Source organism: Pseudomonas sp. HD6422, from assembly GCF_025377065.1.
In the GTDB taxonomy this organism is placed as follows: domain Bacteria; phylum Pseudomonadota; class Gammaproteobacteria; order Pseudomonadales; family Pseudomonadaceae; genus Aquipseudomonas; species Aquipseudomonas putida_U.
In genome coordinates this window covers 26207-45059 of the sequence record NZ_JAHWIW010000028.1, presented here as the reverse complement: position 1 = coordinate 45059, position 18853 = coordinate 26207, and the positions used below count along the sequence as shown (strand labels likewise).

Sequence of the window (18853 nt, the reverse complement as noted above, 5' to 3'; positions counted from 1 at the left end):
ACCCTGGGGAAATTTAATTTTTTTTGACTATCAATAACTGACCAACTCTGCGGTTCTAGAAACCAAATAGTCCATTACAACCCTGGCGCAACTGGATAGCGCATGGTGATTCGAGTAAGCTGCAATAAGCGGCTCCCCAATCGAAACATAGTCTGGCAAAACTCTTAATAGAGATGAACCCTCGACTGAGGCACATGCAGTATTTATAACCGCAATACCTACTCCTTGTTCCGCAGCACTAATTAAGGCTGGGATGGACTTGCTAAAAAACCTGGCACGCAATTCAATGACATTGAGATCACTACCATCGAGCCGATTAATAGATAATGAATCTTTAAGTGTATGATGCATACAGGTATGCCCCCTCAAGTCAGCAGGGTGCTCAGGAACCCCATTGCGAGAAAGGTACTCAGCACTTGCATAAAGCCCTAATATTGAGCTACATAGCTTCCGAACAATGTAAGTCCCTCTCTTTAACTCCCCAAAATAGAGAAGAAGATCAATACCATCTTTTACAAGGTCTGGCTCTTCGTCAGACACAACAATCTCAACCTCAAGCTTTTGATGGATTGCTAGTAGCTTGTAGAAAAAATCATTGCTCGGGCAATCAAAAAAACCCGATGGCACTTGAATTCTAACCTTGCCAGCAATGCCAGTTATTGCCGACTGCAATGAGTCAATGGATAGATTTAAACTGTCTATACTAGTACAGCACTGCTCAAACAAACGTTCGCCGTCGGCTGTACAGCGTAGCGATTTAGTTGAGCGAAGTATTAGAGAGGTTCCAAGCTGCCTTTCGAGGCTTATCAGCCTCCGACTCAACGTGTTTGCTGGGATGGATAGTTTCTTGCTTGCCTTTGAAAGGCTTCCAGAGCGTACGATCTGAACGAAAAGCGATATATCATTGAGCATCAAAGCGCGCTCTCCGGACGGTTGGTCTCATGCCTAAGAGGGGGACAGGCCGACATTGTGTGACTCCGTACGCAAAACTTCTTATCAGTTGGGATGTGTCCCATTAATGTCACTATGATATCGCGCCCTAAATTTTGGCGGAATACGCACCAGTGGATAGGAGACGTCCATTTATGGATGACTAGCATTAGTGAATGCTGACATCGACAGGAATTGGATCCGATAAGCCTATGTAGCTGCACTGAATTTAGATCCTCTTTTGTGAATCATTAGCATTTAACCTTGACATGGATTACAACCAGAACTTTATAGGACTTCACACTAGCCCTACCGCTCTCTTTTCCAAAGCGCAGCATCCATGCCAAATAGCCATTTCAGTTTATTTTTATAATATTGTGGCGAGCAGATATTTGTTATGAAACCAGAGATAAGCAGTGCGCATAATTTATTATCAGTGCGAAACTACCCAGCACCAATAACCTCGGGAATATTGACATCACAAAATGAGAGCAGCTTGCCCATAGCACTATGACCGACCAATAATGACTAATACTCTCGGAAGTCAATAGATCCCTTTGAAATACGATACGAGTATTTCCGCAAACAAATATCCAAGATGACACTACCAAGATCAGCCTTACTTCAAGCGCATGATGAGCCGTCAACTGTTGCCTGTACAGACCCTGAAGGAAATATGAGTGCACCGCTTGTCGTTTTTTAAGGTGGTAACTCAATGGCGAAATACTCATTCTCATTGCCAAGTGCCACCTAAGCCGCTTGAGGATGATGATGGGTATTTTTACTTAGTAGATTGTGAAAGCTCAGCCCCGGCACCGGCGTGTCTAGCTGATCATTTCAATACGCCACTTCATGACAACGCACACTTAAACACCAGTCAAACATTAGCGAATCACCACAGAGCTCTTTATAACGCATCATTTTGCGTTAACAACTCTGCTGACAGCTATGCCCGTTGATTTTTACGGTTGCCACAACATAATTTTTTCTTTGGTGTCGAGCCATTTATCTCTAGCATGAGTTTGAAAAACATCGAAGCAATTGATCTAGATCAATGCCACAATCCATTTTTTTCACAATCTGGTTACCGTACGTCGTACTGCGTTAGGAAGACCATTCCTGAATTGTAATTTTCGTAAGTACGCATAGATCGCATCGGACTAATTGAACGAGCAATAGTGTTCATGGCCTGCTCCCAATTTTGAATGCCGCAGAGACATCGATCACCTCTGCCGATGATTTCATTGCGCCACTATGATCCACGAAGATTTCCGCACTTTTCAAGAGGCAGAACAGAATTTTGACAACCAGTTTCGTGATGGCTCGATATGACTTATTTTTGACGCCACGTTTTAGTGGGTCATGGATCATGAAGGTTGGGCGCTTTCCAGCGAGCCATTTACGCCATTAACACCAAACCTACAACGATCGCCAAGCTAGGCGCATGGAACGAGCGATGGCCGGATCGAATTCGACCTGAACGAAGACACCAATCGAAAGAGCTCATCAAGCGCCATCTATCTGATGGTTTCTTCGTCCTGCTGGTTGTAGAAAAGCGGTTCGGCCCAGGGCCAGGCAATGAGAGTGCTGACAGCGAAGGCACCTAAAACCGTGCTGTTATCCAGGCCCATGATAATGGGCTATTCGCGGGCAGATAAGTGACGGGGTATTCCTCGTCAGTGGCGGATATCAACGAATACAGGATGGTCGATGGCATTCTGGGTCTCTTCGTCGACTGGTACTCGGCCTTAAAAAAATCCATACGCTCCGGCTAAGCATCACTCAGCGCTGTGCCCGAAGGAGTAAACCGTCATTGCTTCTTCGGGTCAGGCTTGGGGATCCTCGACATCAACACTTCGGGGTAGGCGACCTCCTGTTTCACGCGCTGCCACTCAGCTTTTAAGATAGCTTCCGTGTGTTTTTGCGCTTCACTGACCAAGCGAAGTGTTTCGTCAAGGAGCGTCTTGGCTTCAGCTACCGTGTTCGCACTTTGGGTCTTGTTCAGCGCGACTCGGATGAAATCGAGGCACTCCCGAAGCTTGATGTGCAAGTCCTTCTTCGGATTCAGCCGGAACATAATGCGAATGTGTCGCTCTTGGTGCTCGCGGTCACGCGCACCGTTTTCCGGTGAAAAGGCGTCAGCAGCGTCCTGCCAAATCTTGCCGGCCTTTGTCATATCGACCTTCCCTGCGACATCTAAAGCCTCCTCCTGAACTCGGAGTGCCGTGCGGGAACGCATACCATCCCACTTCCAGACGATCTCCTGCGACAAGGCTAGGTGGAAAGCCATGTCCATACGCAGCTCATCAATCCACTTCTGGCGCTTATCCGCAACGAAAGTCGCCGTTGCGCGATGGGATACCAAGTGTTGGAGATCAAGCTGCTTCGTAATCTGTCGTCGAGAGAGATGGGCAATCAAGAACTGGGTTGCTACGCCGCCGGCCGCAATAATCGCAGTCCACTCAGGCATTGTTAGAGTCATTGGAATTCATTTTCAGAAGTGGCGAGAACGCAAGATTGTAATCGTTCAGATGTGCAACCGCTCTACAGCATCATTGAAGTGCCTTCGGGCGGCGTCAGCGCTCTACGTTCAGTTGAATAGATGAATGAATAGCCTCCGAATTTGTCGATATGCGATGACCGCTTCTGGCCGCAAGCAGCCACCTTCGGCGGCCATTCTTGACCGGCTCGGTCTACCGATCACTATCTGACTATTATGAACACACTTCACCGTCGTCATTCGTTGCCCATTCTCCGTACTGGCCCTGCGCTCGGGAAGACGCACCGTCATCTGCCGTCCGTTTCTCGTCGCAGCCGGAGCCCTGTACTTACACCTTTGATGCAGGATCGTCATCTGACGCTGGTTTGTTGCTACCACTGAGGCTCCCTTGCGAACAGATTACTCCCTCAGGAGCGGCATCATACTGACATCACCCGCTCACAACGCTAATTGCCTGGAAAAAGCCCGTGAAAACGCTGAAGCCTGGTATTCATGCGGCTTGCGGCCCCCCCCCCCTTCACGACACCTCTTAACGACACCCCTTCACAACGCCAATTACCCAGCTAGAACCAGTGAACACGCTGAAGCCCAGTATTCATGAGGCTTACAGCGGCAACACCCCTTCACAACACCTCTTGACGACACCCCTTCACAACGCCAATCGCCCAGCTAAAGCCAGTGAATATGCTGAAACCCAGTATTCATGCGGCTTGCAGCCGCAACACCTCTTCACGACACCCCTTCGGTCATAATCGGCAGATTCTTTCTATGTGAGGTGAACCGTCAGACTCCCATAAGCAAGTGATGGGAGGTGAGCCCTGTTTTTACGATGTGTCGCGAAGCGGATGTCAGGGCCATCCAAAGCATCAGATCAGCCACTTGGGTTTTCCGAGATCGAGGGGAGACTGGACTCACCTACACCGAGGAGCACCAACATGAATTTGCTCGCCACCATTTCCAATCTGATGGCCTCAATCGCCCAACCCAAAAAACCGCTGTACACCACAGTAATCTATCCCAGCCAAGGGAAAGCAGTCGTGTTGCATGACGGTCTCAACATCTGCAGTGAGCGCACGTGGTACCAGCATCCCGATTCGCTGACTGGCGAAGAAGAGAGGTCAACCGATCCGCTCAATCTTCATATCGAAGATAACGCCGTCTGGATCGAGCCCGTCATGCAGACTCAGGCTGACAATTACAGCCTGCTGAGCAGCTTCATGGATCAGATGGACAACACTTGGGTCAACCCGGCCAACGGGCTGCCGATGATGGATGGCTGCGTCGATGTCGTGGGAAATGCGTACGGCATCGACTCGATGAGCGACGGTCTGTGGTTCGATCACGGCGGCACGTTCGCAGACTGAATCAGTGCCCGCCAGTTGTCGGCGCTAGAACGCTGAACCAGCATGCGAATTTGCTGTGAGTTTCTGTACAGTGAACTAGTCGTTTAGACTCTGATGGCCACCAGCACGGGAGAAGAACATGGACCGGTTTGAGCTACTGATCTACTCAGTGTTCGGCGTGCTCTGCGCCCTGGGGATTACCGCTGCGATTGGTTACAAGATTGCCGCTTACCTGGACAAGCAACACGACAACAGCAGACACAACGGAACACACCCAAACTCGACTGCCGAGTAATTGGATGAAGTGAGCGATCAGGTCACGTTAAAGCACGTGCCCAGTCAGGGAGGATGGCATCGTGAGCAAAGTTGAATGCCAGTGCTGTAGAAAGATGATAGTTCCGAAGGTGATCACCAGCGCGCCGTTCTATGTGAGCGGAGTTCCCCTAGGCCGTGGTGATCCCGAGTCATCTGTATGCCCCTTCTGTCTGTCGCCGAAATGGATGCTCACCGAGCACCAGGCTCTGGCCGCTGGCAAGGCCAATGCAGAGTTCTACGGCATTATGGTTCTTGCCCTAGTAAACATCGTTGCCTTCGTACGCCTCGGAGAGTTGGGGGGCGGGATAGTGCTTGCTGTATCGGTCGCAGCTTTCTTCCTACGCAGCAGAATTATCAGCGCGCTAAAGCAGCGCTTGAGCCGCTAAACCGGCTCGTCTCGCCTCCCTTCAAACTACATTGCTGCTGGTCATCTGATCGCGAACTTTAAGCACCGTCGTGGTACTGCAACCTGCATGGCGAGCAGTCGCGCGAATACCCAGGCCAGCGCCCAGTAGTTCACCGATGCGCTGATGCAGGTTCTTGTCAGCCGGCCGCCCCTTGTAAGCACCGGAAGCTTTGGCTCGATGAATTCCCTGGGCCTGACGCTCACGACGCTGCTCGTAATCCTTGCGCGCGATAGCTGCCATCATCTCGATCATCATGCCGTTGATCGCCGCCTGCATTCGGTCAGTGAATTCGTCACCAGCCTTATCTCTCATGCTCTGATGGCTGGTCGGAAGATCCAGGGCGACAATACGCAGCCCTTTGGAATCAATCGCAGCCTTGAGTGCCTGCCAATCAGCAACCGGCAATCGAGAAAGCCGGTCGATGCTTTCCAGGAGCAATACGTCTCCCGCATGGGCATCTGCTATCAGTCTCAACAGCTCTGCTCTGTCAGTTCTGGCACCACTGGCGTTCTCAACGTATTGCGCAGCAATGGCCCTGCCATGGTCGGCAGCGAACTGCTGTAGAGCCTCCCGGGCACGATTGGCGTCTTGCTCGGCAGTTGATGCACGAAGGTAAGCGCGTACGAACATCAGATTTCCTTTCGCGTATCAGTTTGGGTGGTGTTTTTCAGGCGTATCAGTTAGACCGTTACTTACAAATTCGAGCGCCAGGGAAACTGTGCTCTCGGACGTATCAGCTAAGGCATACCCAAAAAGATCGCCGCAGATTTGCGAAAACCCACAGCGATACATCCCAGTAGAATTATTTCCCTACGAAGTAGAACACTCTGCCCTGATTGAAGATTGCCGCAGGGATCGAGTTTTTCCTCAGCCGCTGGCCAGGGTGGTAGATGTAGATCCACTCAGGCAGATGCTGCGATACTAGCAGCATGGCTTCCGACGTCGTAATGTCGTTCTTGTGGGCATCTAGCGTGAACTGGTTGTCACGTATGAATATCGGCCCGTAGCTGAGTGGCGATCTCAGAAAGCTCGGCGATTTAGCAATCTCTTCCCTGTATGCAATCGACCGCTCCGCATAGCTATCTGCCAGGGATGCATAGCTGAGGTGATGACCATCAGGATATTTACCGGTCTGCATTCGCAACTTCGATAGGCCATTGGCAAAAACTCTCTTGCGAGCATCTTCGACCTTACGCAATGCAAGAGCAGACGCAGCCTCCGGCGAGCTTGCCTGGTCAGCAGGTACCCACGCTACAACCTGAGTTGCACGCACCGGATCGCTCGCCCCACCCAACAGCATCAAGCCCAAGCCAATTCCCGCTGCTGCGCCACCACTCAAGCTTGTAGGGGGCGAAGCGAAGCTAACCGCGCTTAATCCAGCATCCCCGAGCACTGTTCCAGAGCCGCTGGCTGGGCTCACCCTTTCAACTGCCCCTGCCAACTCGATTGGAACGTCACGCTGCCCTGAAATCCCCATGGCGGTCAGAACATGCATAGCATCCGACCATTTTTCCTTCGGTACATCTCTCGGCTCAGGAAGCTGCGCAGTGCTAGTCCCCCGGGTGCCAGAACACCCGACCAGAAGAGCTACTGTCGCGGCCAGCAAGCCGATTCGGATCGTTGTTGATTTGTTACCCATGGCGCCACTCCCTGTTTTGATTGCCACAGCTTATGAAGGCCCTCTGGAAACCCAACTGCATCTGTACGCGATTTGTGCCGGCTTGGGTTTTCCATGACCTGGCATAGGGTGCTATGCAACTCAATGCATCGGAGATCCACCATGGAATTTCGTCACCTCGGTAACGGGCAGACTTTCCCACCCATAGCGCCGAATGGCCGGGTTTACGCCGTACCTATTACACAGGAAAACCAAGTAGAAATTTTCTGCCTGACGTCTGACGGAGTTGTTGGATGCGGTGTTACCGCTAACTGGGCTGATATCTCGGGCGCCTACTACGACGATGAGTCTTGGGAAATCATCCTTCGCAATTACATCGGCAGGGGAATGCGCTTCCGGCGGGGAGTGCCCTGCGGACTCGTCGAAGACGGCCACGAAACTCTCAAAACCAGTATCCAAGGGTTCGCAATCCCAGTTTGTGTAATGAACCGCATCGCATTTGAGCAGAAAAAGCTGCATCCGATCTGACTATGGTCTTTGGGCTTTAAGAGCAGCCAGCAAACTGATTGCGTCATGCGGCTTGTGTATGCCCCTGGTAGGGGGATTTCCAGACTTCTAATTTCCGTCGATTTTGTTGCCTGAAAGCGAAACACAAGATTGGGAGCCGTCCGTAGGCTGTATCCGAGTAGTCAAAGGGAGTCGGATATGAGCAACAGTACCGTTACAAGCCGCTTACGCGAGCAAGCCGAGAACGACAAATCGATACGAGGCCTCTGCTCACTCGCTACCCCTGAATAACCAGGACTGACGACACATGCGCTACGTAACCGTCAGGAAATTTGCTGCCGAGTCTGGCTACAGCGAGGACGCGATCCGCTCCAAGATCCGCGATGGCGTATGGCGGCTTGGTGAGATTTGGTTTAAAGCGCCGGACGGCCGGACGCTTATCGATATGGAAGGATATGAGACATGGGTAGAGGCGGGAGTGGGGTCAGGGCAGTCTCAGACTCGAGCATCGAGATCACGTTCATGTACAGGGGTGTTAGGTGCCGCGAGCGCGTCTCACTCAAGCCCACCGCCACTAACCTGAAAAAGGCCCAGCTGCACAAGGCGGCGATCGAGCATGCCATCGCCCAGGGGACGTTCGACTATTCCGTCACGTTCCCGGGCTCCCCCAGGGCTGCCAAGTTCGCCCCGGAAACCAGCCAGGAAACGGTTGGTGGCTACTTAACCAGGTGGCTGGATGCAAAGAAGAAGCACATCTCCAGCAGCACTTTCGAAGGCTATCGAAAAATCGTGGAGTCGCGGCTTGTACCTGCCCTGGGCCACCACCTTGTCCCAGCGCTCAAGCGGAAGACGATCAAAGACTGGCTGGACAAGCTACAGGTCGGCAACAAGACCCTGAGCAATATTCAGAGTTGCCTGCGATCAGCTCTCAACGACGCGGTCGACGAGGAGCTGCTCGACACCAACCCACTGGCCGGCTGGACATACGCCCGGAAGGAAGCGCCGCCGAAGGATGACGACGTTGACCCATTCACACCCGAAGAGCAGCAGGCGATTCTTGCGGCCCTCAGCGGCCAGGCCAAGAACATGGTGCAGTTTGCGCTGTGGACAGGTCTCCGGACAAGCGAGCTTGTCGCCCTAGATTGGGGAGATGTGGACTGGGTGCGGGGACAAGTGATGATCAGCCGGGCAATGACCCAGGCGGCAGGTGGTGAGGCGGAGGCGACCAAGACGACGGCCGGTAGACGGTCAGTGAAGCTGCTACGCCCTGCCCTTGAAGCATTGAAAGCGCAGAAAAAGCATACCTTCCTGGCCGATAAGGAGGTCTTTCAGAACCCGCGCACGCTGGAGCGGTGGGCCGGAGATCAGCCGATCAGGAAGACGATGTGGCACCCGGCAATGAAGAGAGCCGGTGTAAGGTACCGTCGCCCGTACCAGACCAGGCATACTTATGCATCCATGATGCTGTCGGCGGGCGAGCACCCAATGTGGGTGGCTAAGCAAATGGGGCACAGCGATTGGACTATGATAGCAAGGGTATATGGCAGATGGATGCCCGCTGCGGATGAGACTGCAGGAAATCGAGCTGAAGCCGTCTTCGAGCAAGTAGGCAATCAAAAATCGCTTACTGATCAAATAGATACCGCAGAATAAAAACTAATGCTTTGACGCCCTCATGCGGCCGATAGAAAATGCGCGCCAAGTCACAATGCCACCATCGGATACCGCTTTATGCCAACAAATGGATTTGATTTTCTCGAGCCCCTGCCTGATAGCTGCCCGCCTGCGAACGTGACGGTGCCAAGCGAACCTACGCTATGGAGACTCCTGAGGGCGCCAAACCACACGGCGAGCGATTTCGACTCACAGCGTAAACGCTCATCTACCCATAAGTACCCGGACGAATGTTCAGCCAGATCAGTTTCGCTAATGACCTCGCTGGCCGCATGTCGAGCAGCCGTGAAAAGCCCTCGAATGGTTAAGATGAAGTTTACTCATGCTGTGGAGGTTCCGTTTAGTAAGGACTATGGCGTCTGGCACAAAGACCAACCTACGCATGTGAATTGGTGGCCATACAAATCAGTTGACCCGACAGCGATCGTGGGGAAAGTCGAGGCTCTCAATGGCTAAGCTAACAGTTGAAAAAATTCTGCTTAGCTACGATGTCCCCTTGATCGCGCTCGCCAGAGCGAACAACGGAGATAAATATTTAGGCGTTAACTACGACGACGGCGAAACCGCATTCAAATTTTATTTCTCCAGGATAAAAACTGAACACCTTAAGCAACTGTATGCTGAAAAAATTGATGTTCACTATGCCGTGACCAAGCTACATAAAGGAAAGTATCAGCTTGGAGAAGTTTGGGGTACTGTCGGAGAAGAATTCAAAACGAAAAGCGCAGAAGAGCTACCAGCCGATGCTCTACCAGAGCCGGGAATGTTTATTCCTGGCCATGCTGAAGAAAGCTTAAACAGCGATTTCAAAGTAGTAGATATAGATGGTCGCTGGGAAATCAGCGACCTGAGACGCTTTTCCGACTTGGTACAGGATTGCTATTCGTTCGGCTTTGCTCTTCTCGGTGCAACTGGCCAAGCGGCCACAAAAAAAATAAATGCACTTTTTCACAAGCATCCGTGGAGAGGTGGCTTTAGCTCTGTAAACTTCTTCAAAGAACTGTATAGAAACATCCCAAACCAAGATAGGGCTGCAATACGTAAAATCGATTACGCGTCACCAGGGGAAATAAGATTTTACATGAACGGAGATGTCGCAGACTCTATCCGCGAACTAGTGAACGAGATCAATGACAAAGATAGCCCGGCTCGCGAGGCTTACAAAAAAGCATATGGTCACCTTCAGAACCTAGGCTGGCTTAGCAAGTCAGATACAGATATCAAGCTATCGGACCAAGATATCATTGATCTTGTTGAATTACTGGACGATACGTGTGAGGCGTTCGGATTAGACGACTGCGCTGCGCATATTCTGGAGCTGGCGAGTATGGACCCACTGTCAGCCATAAAAATTGTTCTGGCATACTACAGACGACTTCAAGGTTTAGCGGACTACGTGGCGACAGGAAAGGCCCAAGACATTTTCCACGATGCATAAAATGACAGCTTAATGCCAGCTTCCAGGCTGTAGGCAAGCAAAATCAGGGGTCAGACGCGGGTTCAAATCCCCCCGGCCCACCAAATAATCATCTAAAGACGTCCTCGGACGTCTTTTTTTGCGCCTGAAATTCGCTCCTTACCCACACCCCAATCCATGCCTGCCCCCCACCAGTGCATCAGCCGCACCAATTTGGCTCAACAAAAGCGCCAACCGCCGACCTTCTAACGCTCTGCCCCTGCTACACCCCGCACAATCGTTAGCACGCTTACGACCTGGCGCACAAATTGCTGTCAATTTGCCATCTAACTAGAGGATGGAGATGACAATGACCCTCGCCAGTACCTCCATGCAGTTATCCTCAAGCGAAAAGCGCTGGTTACCCTGGTTCGGCAAGACCGGAAAAGTCGCCATGGGCTGGGCCTGCCGTCTTAACCAGACCACCTACCCCGTCATCGAACAAACCTTCGAAGCGATCGCTCAAACCCGCGTGCGCCTTCTGCAGAGCTGGGCCCGGGAACAGTGGGAACACCTGGCCGAAGTGGCCGAGCATTTCAGCGACGATCTGACCCAGCTCGACCGTGCACTGCTGATGGACAAGCTCAATCAAGCTGAAGACTTTTCCGAACTGTTCGTCGTCGACAGCACCGGCAGCGTCATCACCTCGACCTGGGAGCATCGCCCCGATCAGGCCCAAGCGCCAACCAAGGCCCTGGCCCAAGGCCTGAAAGCGCGTTTCCTCCACGGCCCCTACAGCGACCCCCTGACCGTGACGGTCGGTCCTTCATCGTCGCGCTTCCACGATGCCGTAACTTTGATGTTCTACCTGCCACTGAACCTCGCCGGAAAAACCCTCGGCTGCCTCTGCGGTCGAGTGCCCAACGATGTCCTGGGCGACCTCATTCAGCGCGAGGCCGGGCACATCTTCGCCGAGTCGGGCGACAACTACCTGTTCATGGCCAGATCGCATTTCGACCCGACCCTGGAGCCCGGCACCGCGCTGTCACGTTCGCGCTTCGAGGATGGCACCTTCACCCACGGCGAGAACCTCAAGAGCGGCGTGCACACGCCCTGGTCCACGGTAAAGGTGCAGCAGCACACCGAACTGGAATTACGCTTCACCGACCCGGCGACGCAGCAACTTCACCCCGGTGTCCGCGAGACCATTCGCCACGGCTCGAACCTGTTCGTGACCTACCCTGGCTATTCCGACTACCGCCACATCCCGGTAATCGGCAAGGGCATCACCTTCCAGCTACCGGGCTCGCCTGACCTTTGGGGCATGATGTGCGAGGCGGACCTGGAGGAAGTCTATCGCCGCCGCTCGCTCACCCATGGGCTGATGAAACCCTACGTGGCCACCATGGCTGCATTGCTCGGCTGCAACGTGGCCGTGCAGCACTATGCCGGTCTGTCGCAGGGCATGAACGACGTGGTCATGCTGCTGAGCATGCTCTGTGCGGCTGTGCTGTTCAGCCGCCTGGGCCCAAAGCGCCTGGCCGCGCGCTTGAATGGCATGACCAATGTGCTGCGTACCATCGCCGAAGGTGAAGGCAACCTGCGTCAGCGGCTGGACGTCACCGCCATGGCCAATGATGAAACGGGCGACATGGGGCGTTGGATCAACAGCTTCATCGACCGTCTCGACTCGGTGGTGGGCCAAGTGGTCAAGGCCAGCCGCAACGTCGGCGTCACCAACCAGATGATGCTCGGACGCAGCCAACAGGCCAGCCTGACCTCCACCGAGGTGGCCGACGCGGTGCACCAGATGATGATCATCGTCGAAGACCAGTTGGGCGAGATCCAGCAGGCCTCGGCCAGCGCCGAGCAGATGAAACAGGCCATGGACGAAGTCGTCAGCCGCGCTCGCGAAGAGTTCGCGGCGGTACAGGCAGGTACGCAATCGATACGCGATGTCGTGCAGCGCTCGTCTTCGAGCGTGCAATTGCTCGACAGCCGTATGACGCAGATCGGCAACATCACCGGGTTGATCAGCGATATCACCAGCCAGACCAACCTATTGGCCCTGAACGCGGCGATCGAAGCCGCACGCGCCGGCGAGCACGGGCGCGGCTTCGCCGTCGTCGCGGAGGAAGTGCGCAGCCTGGCGGCGCGCACTTCGCGTGCGGCCGACGACATCCGCAGCATGGTCGAAGGCCTGCAGAACGAGACTCAAAAGGCTGTGGGCTTCATGCAGGAGGGCGTCAAGAACGTCGATGAAAGCCTGCGCCTGGCCGAGGATGCCTCATCGGAGAACGTCCAGTTGCATCAGGCGGTGGAGAGCATGTTCGCGATCATCCAGCAGCTCAACGCGCACAGTCTGGCCTGCGGCAAGACCATCGAGAAGGTCGACCAGTCCTCGGCCGAGATGCGCCAGACAGTGGTGGTACTGCAGAGCAGCGCAGAGACGGTGAAGGTCAACGCCAACAAGCTGGAAAAACTGGTGGGTCAGTTCGAAGTCAGCGGCGGCACGAATCGGGCAGCGGCCTGAGACTGGCGATGGTCTGGGAGCGCCAGCCGACCGGAGGGCGCAACCACCCTCACCCCACCCGCACGACCGCTTGCCGCACCCGGTCGAGCAGCTCGGACAGCTTGAACGGCTTGATCAACATGTCCATGCCCGTACCCAGAAACGCCTGACGGTCCAGCGCGGCATCGGCATAGCCGGTCATGAACAATACCGGCAACCCCGGCCGGTGGGTCCGGGCGATGTCGGCCAGTTCGCGTCCACTCAACGTCGGCAAGCCGACATCTGTCAGCAGCAGGTCGATGGTCTGCTCGCTGCGCAGATGCTCCAGCGCTTCTTCGATGGTCGAAGCCAAAGTGCAGCGGTAGCCACCCTCGGTCAGCGCTTCAGCCACTGACAGGCGCACCGAAGCCATGTCCTCGACGATCAGTACACGCTCGCCCTGGCCCTGCTGATCATCCCCCACCTCGCGCTCCACGGCTACCGCCACCTGGTCGCTCGCCGGCAGCAGCAACGTTACCTCGGTGCCCTTGCCGACCACGCTGCGCAACTCTACATGGCCGCCCGACTGGCGGGCGAAGCCGTAGATGGTGGATAACCCCAGGCCTGTACCCTGCCCCAGTGGCTTGGTGGTGAAGAACGGATCGAAGACCTTGTCCAGCAGCTCGGCCTGGATGCCGCTGCCATTGTCGCGCACGGTCACGACCACATAGGGCCCATCGGCCAGGTTGGGGTCGCCGTGGCACCAGGCCGCCGACGTGTTCACCCAGATCTGCCCGCCCTTGGGCAGGGCATCACGGGCGTTGATGACCAAGTTGAGTACCGCGCTTTCCAGTTGCACCGCGTCGACCAGGGCGATGACGGGAAGACTGGACAATTCGAGGGTCAGCGTGATCCTTTCGCCGATGGTGCGGGTGACCAGCTCCTCCAGCGAACGCACGTGCTGATTGACGTCCACCGGGCGTGTGTCGAGCGGCTGCTGGCGGGCGAAGGCCAACAGACGGTGGGTGAGCACCGCGGCGCTGTTGGCCGAGCTCAGTGCAGCCTCGGCATAGCGGGGCACGTTTTCGACGCGGTTTTCCGCCACCCGCTTACGGATCAGCTCAAGGCTGGTGATGATGCCGGTGAGCAGATTGTTGAAGTCATGGGCGATACCGCCAGTGAGGCTGCCCAGCGCATCCATCTTCTGCAACTGCAACAGTTGCGCCTCGGTGCGTACGCGCTCGGCCACTTCCTTGGCCAACTGGCTGTTGGCGTCGTCCAGGCGGGCCAGGTGCGAGCGCTCACGGTGGCGGTGCTCGGTGATGTCCTCGACGAAGACCAGGCACAAGCCGGGCGCCTGGTAGGGCGACAGCTGCCACTCGGTGTCGCGTGGCTGGCCGTGCAGACGCATGCCCAAGGTGCCCTTCCAGCGTTGGCCAGCTACCAGATGCTGGCGCAGTTCTTCGAGCGCCGCCTCCTGGCCATCGGCGAAGCATTCACTCAGCCGCTGCGGGTCGCGGTTATCCTGCACCAGGTGAGCGAAGGCATGGTTGCACTCGTGTACCTTGAGTTCGCCGTCGAGCACGGCAATCGGCGCCGAAACGCCACGAAAGATCTCCTGAAAGCGCGCTTCGCTCTGGCGTAGCGCGCGCTCGGTGTCACGCACCCGCAACAAGGTGCGCAAGGTGGCGAGCAGCACGTCCGGGTCGACCGGGTGAATCAGGTAGGCATCGGCCCCGGCGTTGAGTCCGGTGATGATATCGCCGCTCTGGATCGACGCCGCCGATACGTGGATCACCGGTAGCAAAGCGGTGCGACTGTCCTGGCGTAACAACCGGACGATGTCGAAGCCGCTCATGTCCGGCAGATTGACGTCGAGGATCAACGCATCCACCTGTTCATCGCGAATCAACGCCAGCCCTTCGCCGCCGGTACCGGCCTCCAGCACCTCATAGCCATGGGCGTCCAGACGGCGGCGCAGTGCATAGCGGGTGGCGGCGTTGTCATCGACGATGAGCAGGCGCACGTCAGCTTTCATCAGCGCTCTCCTGGGCCAGGGCCAGCGGAATGATCACGAAGAAAGAAGAGCCTACTCCAGGCGTACTGTCCACCCCAACCTCGCCACCGAGCAGCATGGCGAAACGCTTGCACAGTGACAGGCCCAGCCCGGTACCGCGCAGACGCTTCTGCAGCGGCGAATCGACCTGGGCGAAATCTTCGAACAGCGTCCCCAGCAGCTCTTCGGCGATGCCGATGCCGGTATCGCTGACAGCGAAGCGGACCTGGTCGGTGCCAAACAGCCGCGCGGAGACTCGCACCTCGCCCCGGGTGGTGAACTTGAGGGCATTGGAGATGAAGTTGCGCAGGATCTGCGCGAGCTTCTTGTCGTCGGTATACAGCCGTGGCAGCCCCACCGGCTCTTCGAAGATCAGATCGACCGCCGAAGCGTCGACAATCGGCCGGAACATGCCACGCAGCGCGGCGAACAGGTCGAACATATCGAACCAGGCCGGCGAGATGGTGATGCGTCCGGCTTCGATCTTGGCCAGGTCGAGCAGATCGTCGACCATGTCGGACAGCTCGCGGGTAGCGGTGCTGACGAATGCCACCTGGCGATGCTGTTCTTCGGACAACGGCCCGTCCAGTTCGTCGGCCAGCAAACTGGTGATGCTCAGGATCGAACCGAGCGGCGTGCGAAACTCGTGGCTCATGTACGACAGGAAGCGGCTTTTCAGATCGGACGCCTGGCGCAGTTGCTCGGCCTGGATGTCCAGCTCCGCGTACAGGGCCAGCACGCCCTGGTTGGTTTCATCGAGCTCGGCACGCAGGGCCTCGTTGTCGGCCTGCAGGCGGGCGATCAGGGCGGCCTGATCGTTGGAGGTGGGTTCAGCCATGGCTAGGCTCCAGGTCGATGACCAGCACTGTCACGTCGTCCCGCCCTCGGCAGAAATCGCGGTGCAGTACGGTGGCGATCACGGCCGGGTGGCGGTGCACCAGGCCTGGATAGTCTTGTAGGTTCCAGCGCGACTGCAGGCCATCGCTGTAGAGGATCAGCAAGTTGCCGGTGACGTCGGCATAATCGAACACCTGCACCTTGCGGTACTGACCGCCAACGATACCCGGCAGTGAGGCCAGGCCACGGTAGCAGTTGCCGGAGACCAGGGTCGCGCCGATGTTGCCGATGCCGGTGTAGGCCAACCGGTCATTGTGGGCGTCGTGCTGGGCGATGGCCACGGCACCGCCACGGGTTCCGCCCATGGCCTGGTGCAGGTGCTCGATCAGCAACAACGGGTCGCGCATAGGGTGCTGGGCGAAGGCGTTGGCAGCGGCCAGGGCCGCTTGCTCAGCCTCGGGGCCATGACCCAGGCCATCGACCAGCAAGGCGCTGAGACGGCCGTCGGCGAGCGTCACGTGCCAAGTGTCGCCACAGGCCGGGTCATCGTGCAAGGCATGGTGACTGACGCCGATACGCAGGTCGGCACACGGGATATCGCGCCGATACAGCCGCGCCAGGATCACCGAGCCACGAGCGTCGGTGTACATGTCGAACACCTGGGCCAGACGGGTCACCGCCCCCAGGCCAATGCCCTGGGTACCTAGCGTCGAATAACCATCGGTCAGGCAGACATCGGCATCGAAGCCCTCGGCGCGATCGACGGCCAGCATCTCGATACCCGGCCCATCGGCACCTGGCACGCTGCGCAAGTGCAAAGCACCATGACCTGCATGCTTGAGCACGTTGCTGGCCAACTCGGTGGCGAGCAGCGCCACGCGGCCGGCGTCCTCGCTGTCGAAGCCTTGGCGCTCGGCCAGTTGTTGCGCTGTGCGCCGGGCATGTCCGACCTGACTTGCGTCTTCCAGGGGAAGTACCAGCGTTCTGCTGGCGGGGATATTCATGCCCATCGCGTGATCGTCACGCGGGTGCCCTCGCCTGGGGCGGTGTCGAGCTCGAACTCGTCCACCAGGCGCCGGGCGCCGGTCAGGCCAAGCCCCAGGCCGTTGCCGGAGGTCCAGCCATCGGTGAGGGCCAGCTTGGTATCGGCGATGCCGGGGCCTTCGTCGCGAAACACCAGGCGCAGTCCAGTGCGTCCGGCTCGATCGAGCACCTCCCAGTCCATGTCGCCGCCGCCACCATAAACCACGGTGTTGCGCGCCAGCTCGCTGACCGCGGTCACCAGCTTGGTCAAGTCCACCAGGCGCATGCCGCAGTCGCTGGCCAGCTTGCGCGCCAACTGCCGTGCCAGCACCACGTCCTGTTCGATACGCACCGGCAGGCTGCCGCTGTGTTCGCCACTCATAGGGGCCTCACATGCTGGCTGAGCCGCTGCATGCCGCGCTCCACATCGAGGGCGGTGCTCACCCCAGGCAGGGTCAGGCCCAGTTCCACCAAGGTGATGGCCACGGCCGGCTGCATGCCCACCACCATCACCTGGGCGTCCATCAGTCGGGACAGGCTGGCGATATCGGCGATCATCCGGCCGATGAACGAGTCGACCATGTCCAGTGCCGAGATATCGAGCAATACACCCCGGGCGGATGTCGCGCTGATGCGGTCGGTGAGGTCGTCCTGCAGACGCATGGCGAGCTTGTCATGCATGTCCACCTGAATGGTCACCAACAGAAATTCGCCCATGCGAAGAATCGGTATGCGTTCCATCGGCTCAATCCCGTTCGCTCATGCTGACACCCAGGCGGCTCAGCGCCAGCTTCAAGGCATCGGCGAGGTTGGCCTTGGTGGTCAGGTTGCCCAGGTCCAGGCCAAGGTGCACGATGGTCTGCGCGATCTGCGGACGTACCCCGCTGATGATGCAGTCGGCGCCCATCAAGCGGATCGCGGTAACGGTCTTGAGCAGGTGCTGAGCGACCAGGGTATCCACGGTCGGAACGCCGGTGATGTCGATGATGGCAATTTCCGAACCAGTATCGACGATGCGCTGCAGCAAAGACTCCATCACGGTCTGGCTACGCTGCGAGTCGAGGGTACCGATCAGCGGCAGCGCGAGCACGCCATCCCACAGCTTGACCACCGGCGTGGACAGCTCCAGCAGCTCTTCCTGCTGACGCTTGATCACCGCTTCGCGGGTCCTCTGGTAGGTGCGGATGGTGTGCATGCCCAAGTTGTCGAGCAGCCCGGAGATCTCCCACAGTTGCTCGGCAAGACGGGCTGGCTCATCGCTCAGTTGCGTCTGCAGCAAGCTGAACAGCGGGCCTTTCAGGGCGAAGATGAAATACGCCGTCTGGTGCGAGTCATGGCCCAACTGGGCGCGGCTGGCAGAAAGCTTTTCCAGGAAGCGGCGGACATCTTCCCAACCAGCGGAGCCAATATCGCTTTCGCCGCCCACTTGCAGGGCATCGACGAACAGTTGCAGGAAATCGCGGGTTTCCTGCAATACGGTTTGTTCCTTGATATTGCGAGTGGCGCCGTTGGCCTCCAGGGCCGCCGTCCATTGCGCCAGCAATTGCGACTGATTGTGCTTGATGCTGTCAACGGTACGGTCTTGCAGTGCTGCCATTTGTCTTCGCTCCTATGCAGGTGTGCCGGCAGCTCCATAAACGGCCGACCCTCAAAGAATGACATTTGGCGGTAAAAATAGTTGTGACGTCAAAAAGATAATTGCAATGGGCCATCCAAGCTGCAGCGCAAGGGCTTGGGATGGCCCCCGCCGGCAGTC

The 18853-nt window shown here is 56.6% G+C and carries 16 protein-coding genes and 1 pseudogene; 7 read left to right on the top strand and 10 right to left on the bottom strand.

What is annotated here, in order from left to right:
* Positions 1–30 precede the first annotated feature (30 nt).
* Complete coding sequence (locus tag KY379_RS19810) at positions 31–912, bottom strand: LysR family transcriptional regulator (protein WP_080963551.1); 882 nt, start codon at positions 910–912, stop codon at positions 31–33.
* A 1438-nt stretch (positions 913–2350) separates the two neighbouring features.
* Between KY379_RS19810 and KY379_RS27290 the strand changes: the two are divergent.
* Positions 2351–2577 (top strand): annotated as a pseudogene (locus KY379_RS27290) (hypothetical protein); the annotation flags it as partial.
* Between the two features lie 163 nt (positions 2578–2740).
* Here KY379_RS27290 and KY379_RS19805 read toward each other — a convergent pair.
* Positions 2741–3400 carry a hypothetical protein gene (locus KY379_RS19805; protein WP_141745107.1) on the bottom strand — a complete coding sequence of 220 codons (660 nt, stop codon included), beginning with the start codon at positions 3398–3400 and terminating at the stop codon, positions 2741–2743.
* A gap of 965 nt (positions 3401–4365) precedes the next feature.
* Between KY379_RS19805 and KY379_RS19800 the strand changes: the two genes are divergently transcribed.
* Positions 4366–4794 (top strand): hypothetical protein, encoded by a 429-nt coding sequence (locus tag KY379_RS19800; protein WP_028700101.1) that lies wholly within the window; start codon positions 4366–4368, stop codon positions 4792–4794.
* Between the two features lie 335 nt (positions 4795–5129).
* A complete protein-coding gene (locus tag KY379_RS19795) occupies positions 5130–5474 on the top strand; it encodes a hypothetical protein (protein ID WP_028700102.1) in 345 nt (114 codons plus the stop codon).
* 21 nt (positions 5475–5495) lie between these two features.
* On the opposite strand, the gene KY379_RS19790 is transcribed toward KY379_RS19795, so the two are convergent.
* Positions 5496–6125, bottom strand: coding sequence for a recombinase family protein (locus tag KY379_RS19790; protein WP_196171924.1), 630 nt, complete (start codon positions 6123–6125; stop codon positions 5496–5498).
* A 172-nt stretch (positions 6126–6297) separates the two neighbouring features.
* Entirely contained in the window at positions 6298–7134 is an 837-nt protein-coding gene (locus KY379_RS19785) for a hypothetical protein (RefSeq protein WP_261241168.1), read from the bottom strand.
* 141 nt (positions 7135–7275) lie between these two features.
* On the opposite strand from KY379_RS19785, the gene KY379_RS19780 reads away from it, so the two are divergent.
* The 4 genes from KY379_RS19780 (at position 7276) to KY379_RS19765 (ending at position 13223) form a co-directional block, all read left to right on the top strand.
* Positions 7276–7641, top strand: a complete 366-nt coding sequence (locus KY379_RS19780; RefSeq protein ID WP_261241169.1) for a hypothetical protein — start codon at positions 7276–7278, stop codon at positions 7639–7641.
* A 441-nt stretch (positions 7642–8082) separates the two neighbouring features.
* A complete protein-coding gene (locus KY379_RS19775; RefSeq protein WP_261241170.1) occupies positions 8083–9273 on the top strand; it encodes a site-specific integrase in 1191 nt (396 codons plus the stop codon).
* A gap of 469 nt (positions 9274–9742) precedes the next feature.
* Positions 9743–10732, top strand: coding sequence for a hypothetical protein (locus KY379_RS19770; protein WP_031285043.1), 990 nt, complete (start codon positions 9743–9745; stop codon positions 10730–10732).
* 316 nt (positions 10733–11048) lie between these two features.
* A complete protein-coding gene (locus KY379_RS19765; RefSeq protein ID WP_409977287.1) occupies positions 11049–13223 on the top strand; it encodes a methyl-accepting chemotaxis protein in 2175 nt (724 codons plus the stop codon).
* Positions 13224–13272: 49 nt separating this feature from the next.
* On the opposite strand, the gene KY379_RS19760 is transcribed toward KY379_RS19765, so the two are convergent.
* Genes KY379_RS19760 through KY379_RS19735 form a run of 6 tightly spaced genes read right to left on the bottom strand, consistent with a single transcriptional unit; the run spans position 13273 to position 18694 of the window.
* Positions 13273–15219 carry a response regulator gene (locus KY379_RS19760; protein WP_261241172.1) on the bottom strand — a complete coding sequence of 649 codons (1947 nt, stop codon included), beginning with the start codon at positions 15217–15219 and terminating at the stop codon, positions 13273–13275.
* Positions 15209–16075 carry a sensor histidine kinase gene (locus KY379_RS19755; RefSeq protein WP_133330336.1) on the bottom strand — a complete coding sequence of 289 codons (867 nt, stop codon included), beginning with the start codon at positions 16073–16075 and terminating at the stop codon, positions 15209–15211. The genes KY379_RS19760 and KY379_RS19755 overlap by 11 nt, the downstream gene beginning before the upstream one ends.
* Positions 16068–17078, bottom strand: a complete 1011-nt coding sequence (locus tag KY379_RS19750; RefSeq protein WP_196171930.1) for an ATP-binding protein — start codon at positions 17076–17078, stop codon at positions 16068–16070. Before KY379_RS19750 ends, KY379_RS19755 begins: the two co-directional genes overlap by 8 nt.
* Positions 17075–17479 (bottom strand): ATP-binding protein, encoded by a 405-nt coding sequence (locus KY379_RS19745; protein WP_196171931.1) that lies wholly within the window; start codon positions 17477–17479, stop codon positions 17075–17077. The genes KY379_RS19750 and KY379_RS19745 overlap by 4 nt, the downstream gene beginning before the upstream one ends.
* Positions 17476–17838: an STAS domain-containing protein gene (locus KY379_RS19740; protein ID WP_133330330.1), complete on the bottom strand. Its 363-nt coding sequence runs from the start codon at positions 17836–17838 to the stop codon at positions 17476–17478. Before KY379_RS19740 ends, KY379_RS19745 begins: the two co-directional genes overlap by 4 nt.
* Before the next feature lie 4 nt (positions 17839–17842).
* Positions 17843–18694: an STAS domain-containing protein gene (locus KY379_RS19735; RefSeq protein ID WP_261241173.1), complete on the bottom strand. Its 852-nt coding sequence runs from the start codon at positions 18692–18694 to the stop codon at positions 17843–17845.
* Positions 18695–18853: the final 159 nt, after the last annotated feature.

Excerpts from the sequence above, each read along its gene's own strand:
- KY379_RS19810 (WP_080963551.1), bottom strand. The coding sequence starts at position 912 with ATGCTCAATGATATATCGCTTTTCGTTCAGATCGTACGCTCTGGAAGC.
- KY379_RS19805 (WP_141745107.1), bottom strand. The coding sequence starts at position 3,400 with ATGCCTGAGTGGACTGCGATTATTGCGGCCGGCGGCGTAGCAACCCAG.
- KY379_RS19800 (WP_028700101.1), top strand. The coding sequence starts at position 4,366 with ATGAATTTGCTCGCCACCATTTCCAATCTGATGGCCTCAATCGCCCAA.
- KY379_RS19790 (WP_196171924.1), bottom strand. The coding sequence starts at position 6,125 with ATGTTCGTACGCGCTTACCTTCGTGCATCAACTGCCGAGCAAGACGCC.
- KY379_RS19785 (WP_261241168.1), bottom strand. The coding sequence starts at position 7,134 with ATGGGTAACAAATCAACAACGATCCGAATCGGCTTGCTGGCCGCGACA.
- KY379_RS19780 (WP_261241169.1), top strand. The coding sequence starts at position 7,276 with ATGGAATTTCGTCACCTCGGTAACGGGCAGACTTTCCCACCCATAGCG.
- KY379_RS19775 (WP_261241170.1), top strand. The coding sequence starts at position 8,083 with ATGGGTAGAGGCGGGAGTGGGGTCAGGGCAGTCTCAGACTCGAGCATC.
- KY379_RS19770 (WP_031285043.1), top strand. The coding sequence starts at position 9,743 with ATGGCTAAGCTAACAGTTGAAAAAATTCTGCTTAGCTACGATGTCCCC.
- KY379_RS19765 (WP_409977287.1), top strand. The coding sequence starts at position 11,049 with ATGGAGATGACAATGACCCTCGCCAGTACCTCCATGCAGTTATCCTCA.
- KY379_RS19760 (WP_261241172.1), bottom strand. The coding sequence starts at position 15,219 with ATGAAAGCTGACGTGCGCCTGCTCATCGTCGATGACAACGCCGCCACC.
- KY379_RS19755 (WP_133330336.1), bottom strand. The coding sequence starts at position 16,075 with ATGGCTGAACCCACCTCCAACGATCAGGCCGCCCTGATCGCCCGCCTG.
- KY379_RS19750 (WP_196171930.1), bottom strand. The coding sequence starts at position 17,078 with ATGAATATCCCCGCCAGCAGAACGCTGGTACTTCCCCTGGAAGACGCA.
- KY379_RS19745 (WP_196171931.1), bottom strand. The coding sequence starts at position 17,479 with ATGAGTGGCGAACACAGCGGCAGCCTGCCGGTGCGTATCGAACAGGAC.
- KY379_RS19740 (WP_133330330.1), bottom strand. The coding sequence starts at position 17,838 with ATGGAACGCATACCGATTCTTCGCATGGGCGAATTTCTGTTGGTGACC.
- KY379_RS19735 (WP_261241173.1), bottom strand. The coding sequence starts at position 18,694 with ATGGCAGCACTGCAAGACCGTACCGTTGACAGCATCAAGCACAATCAG.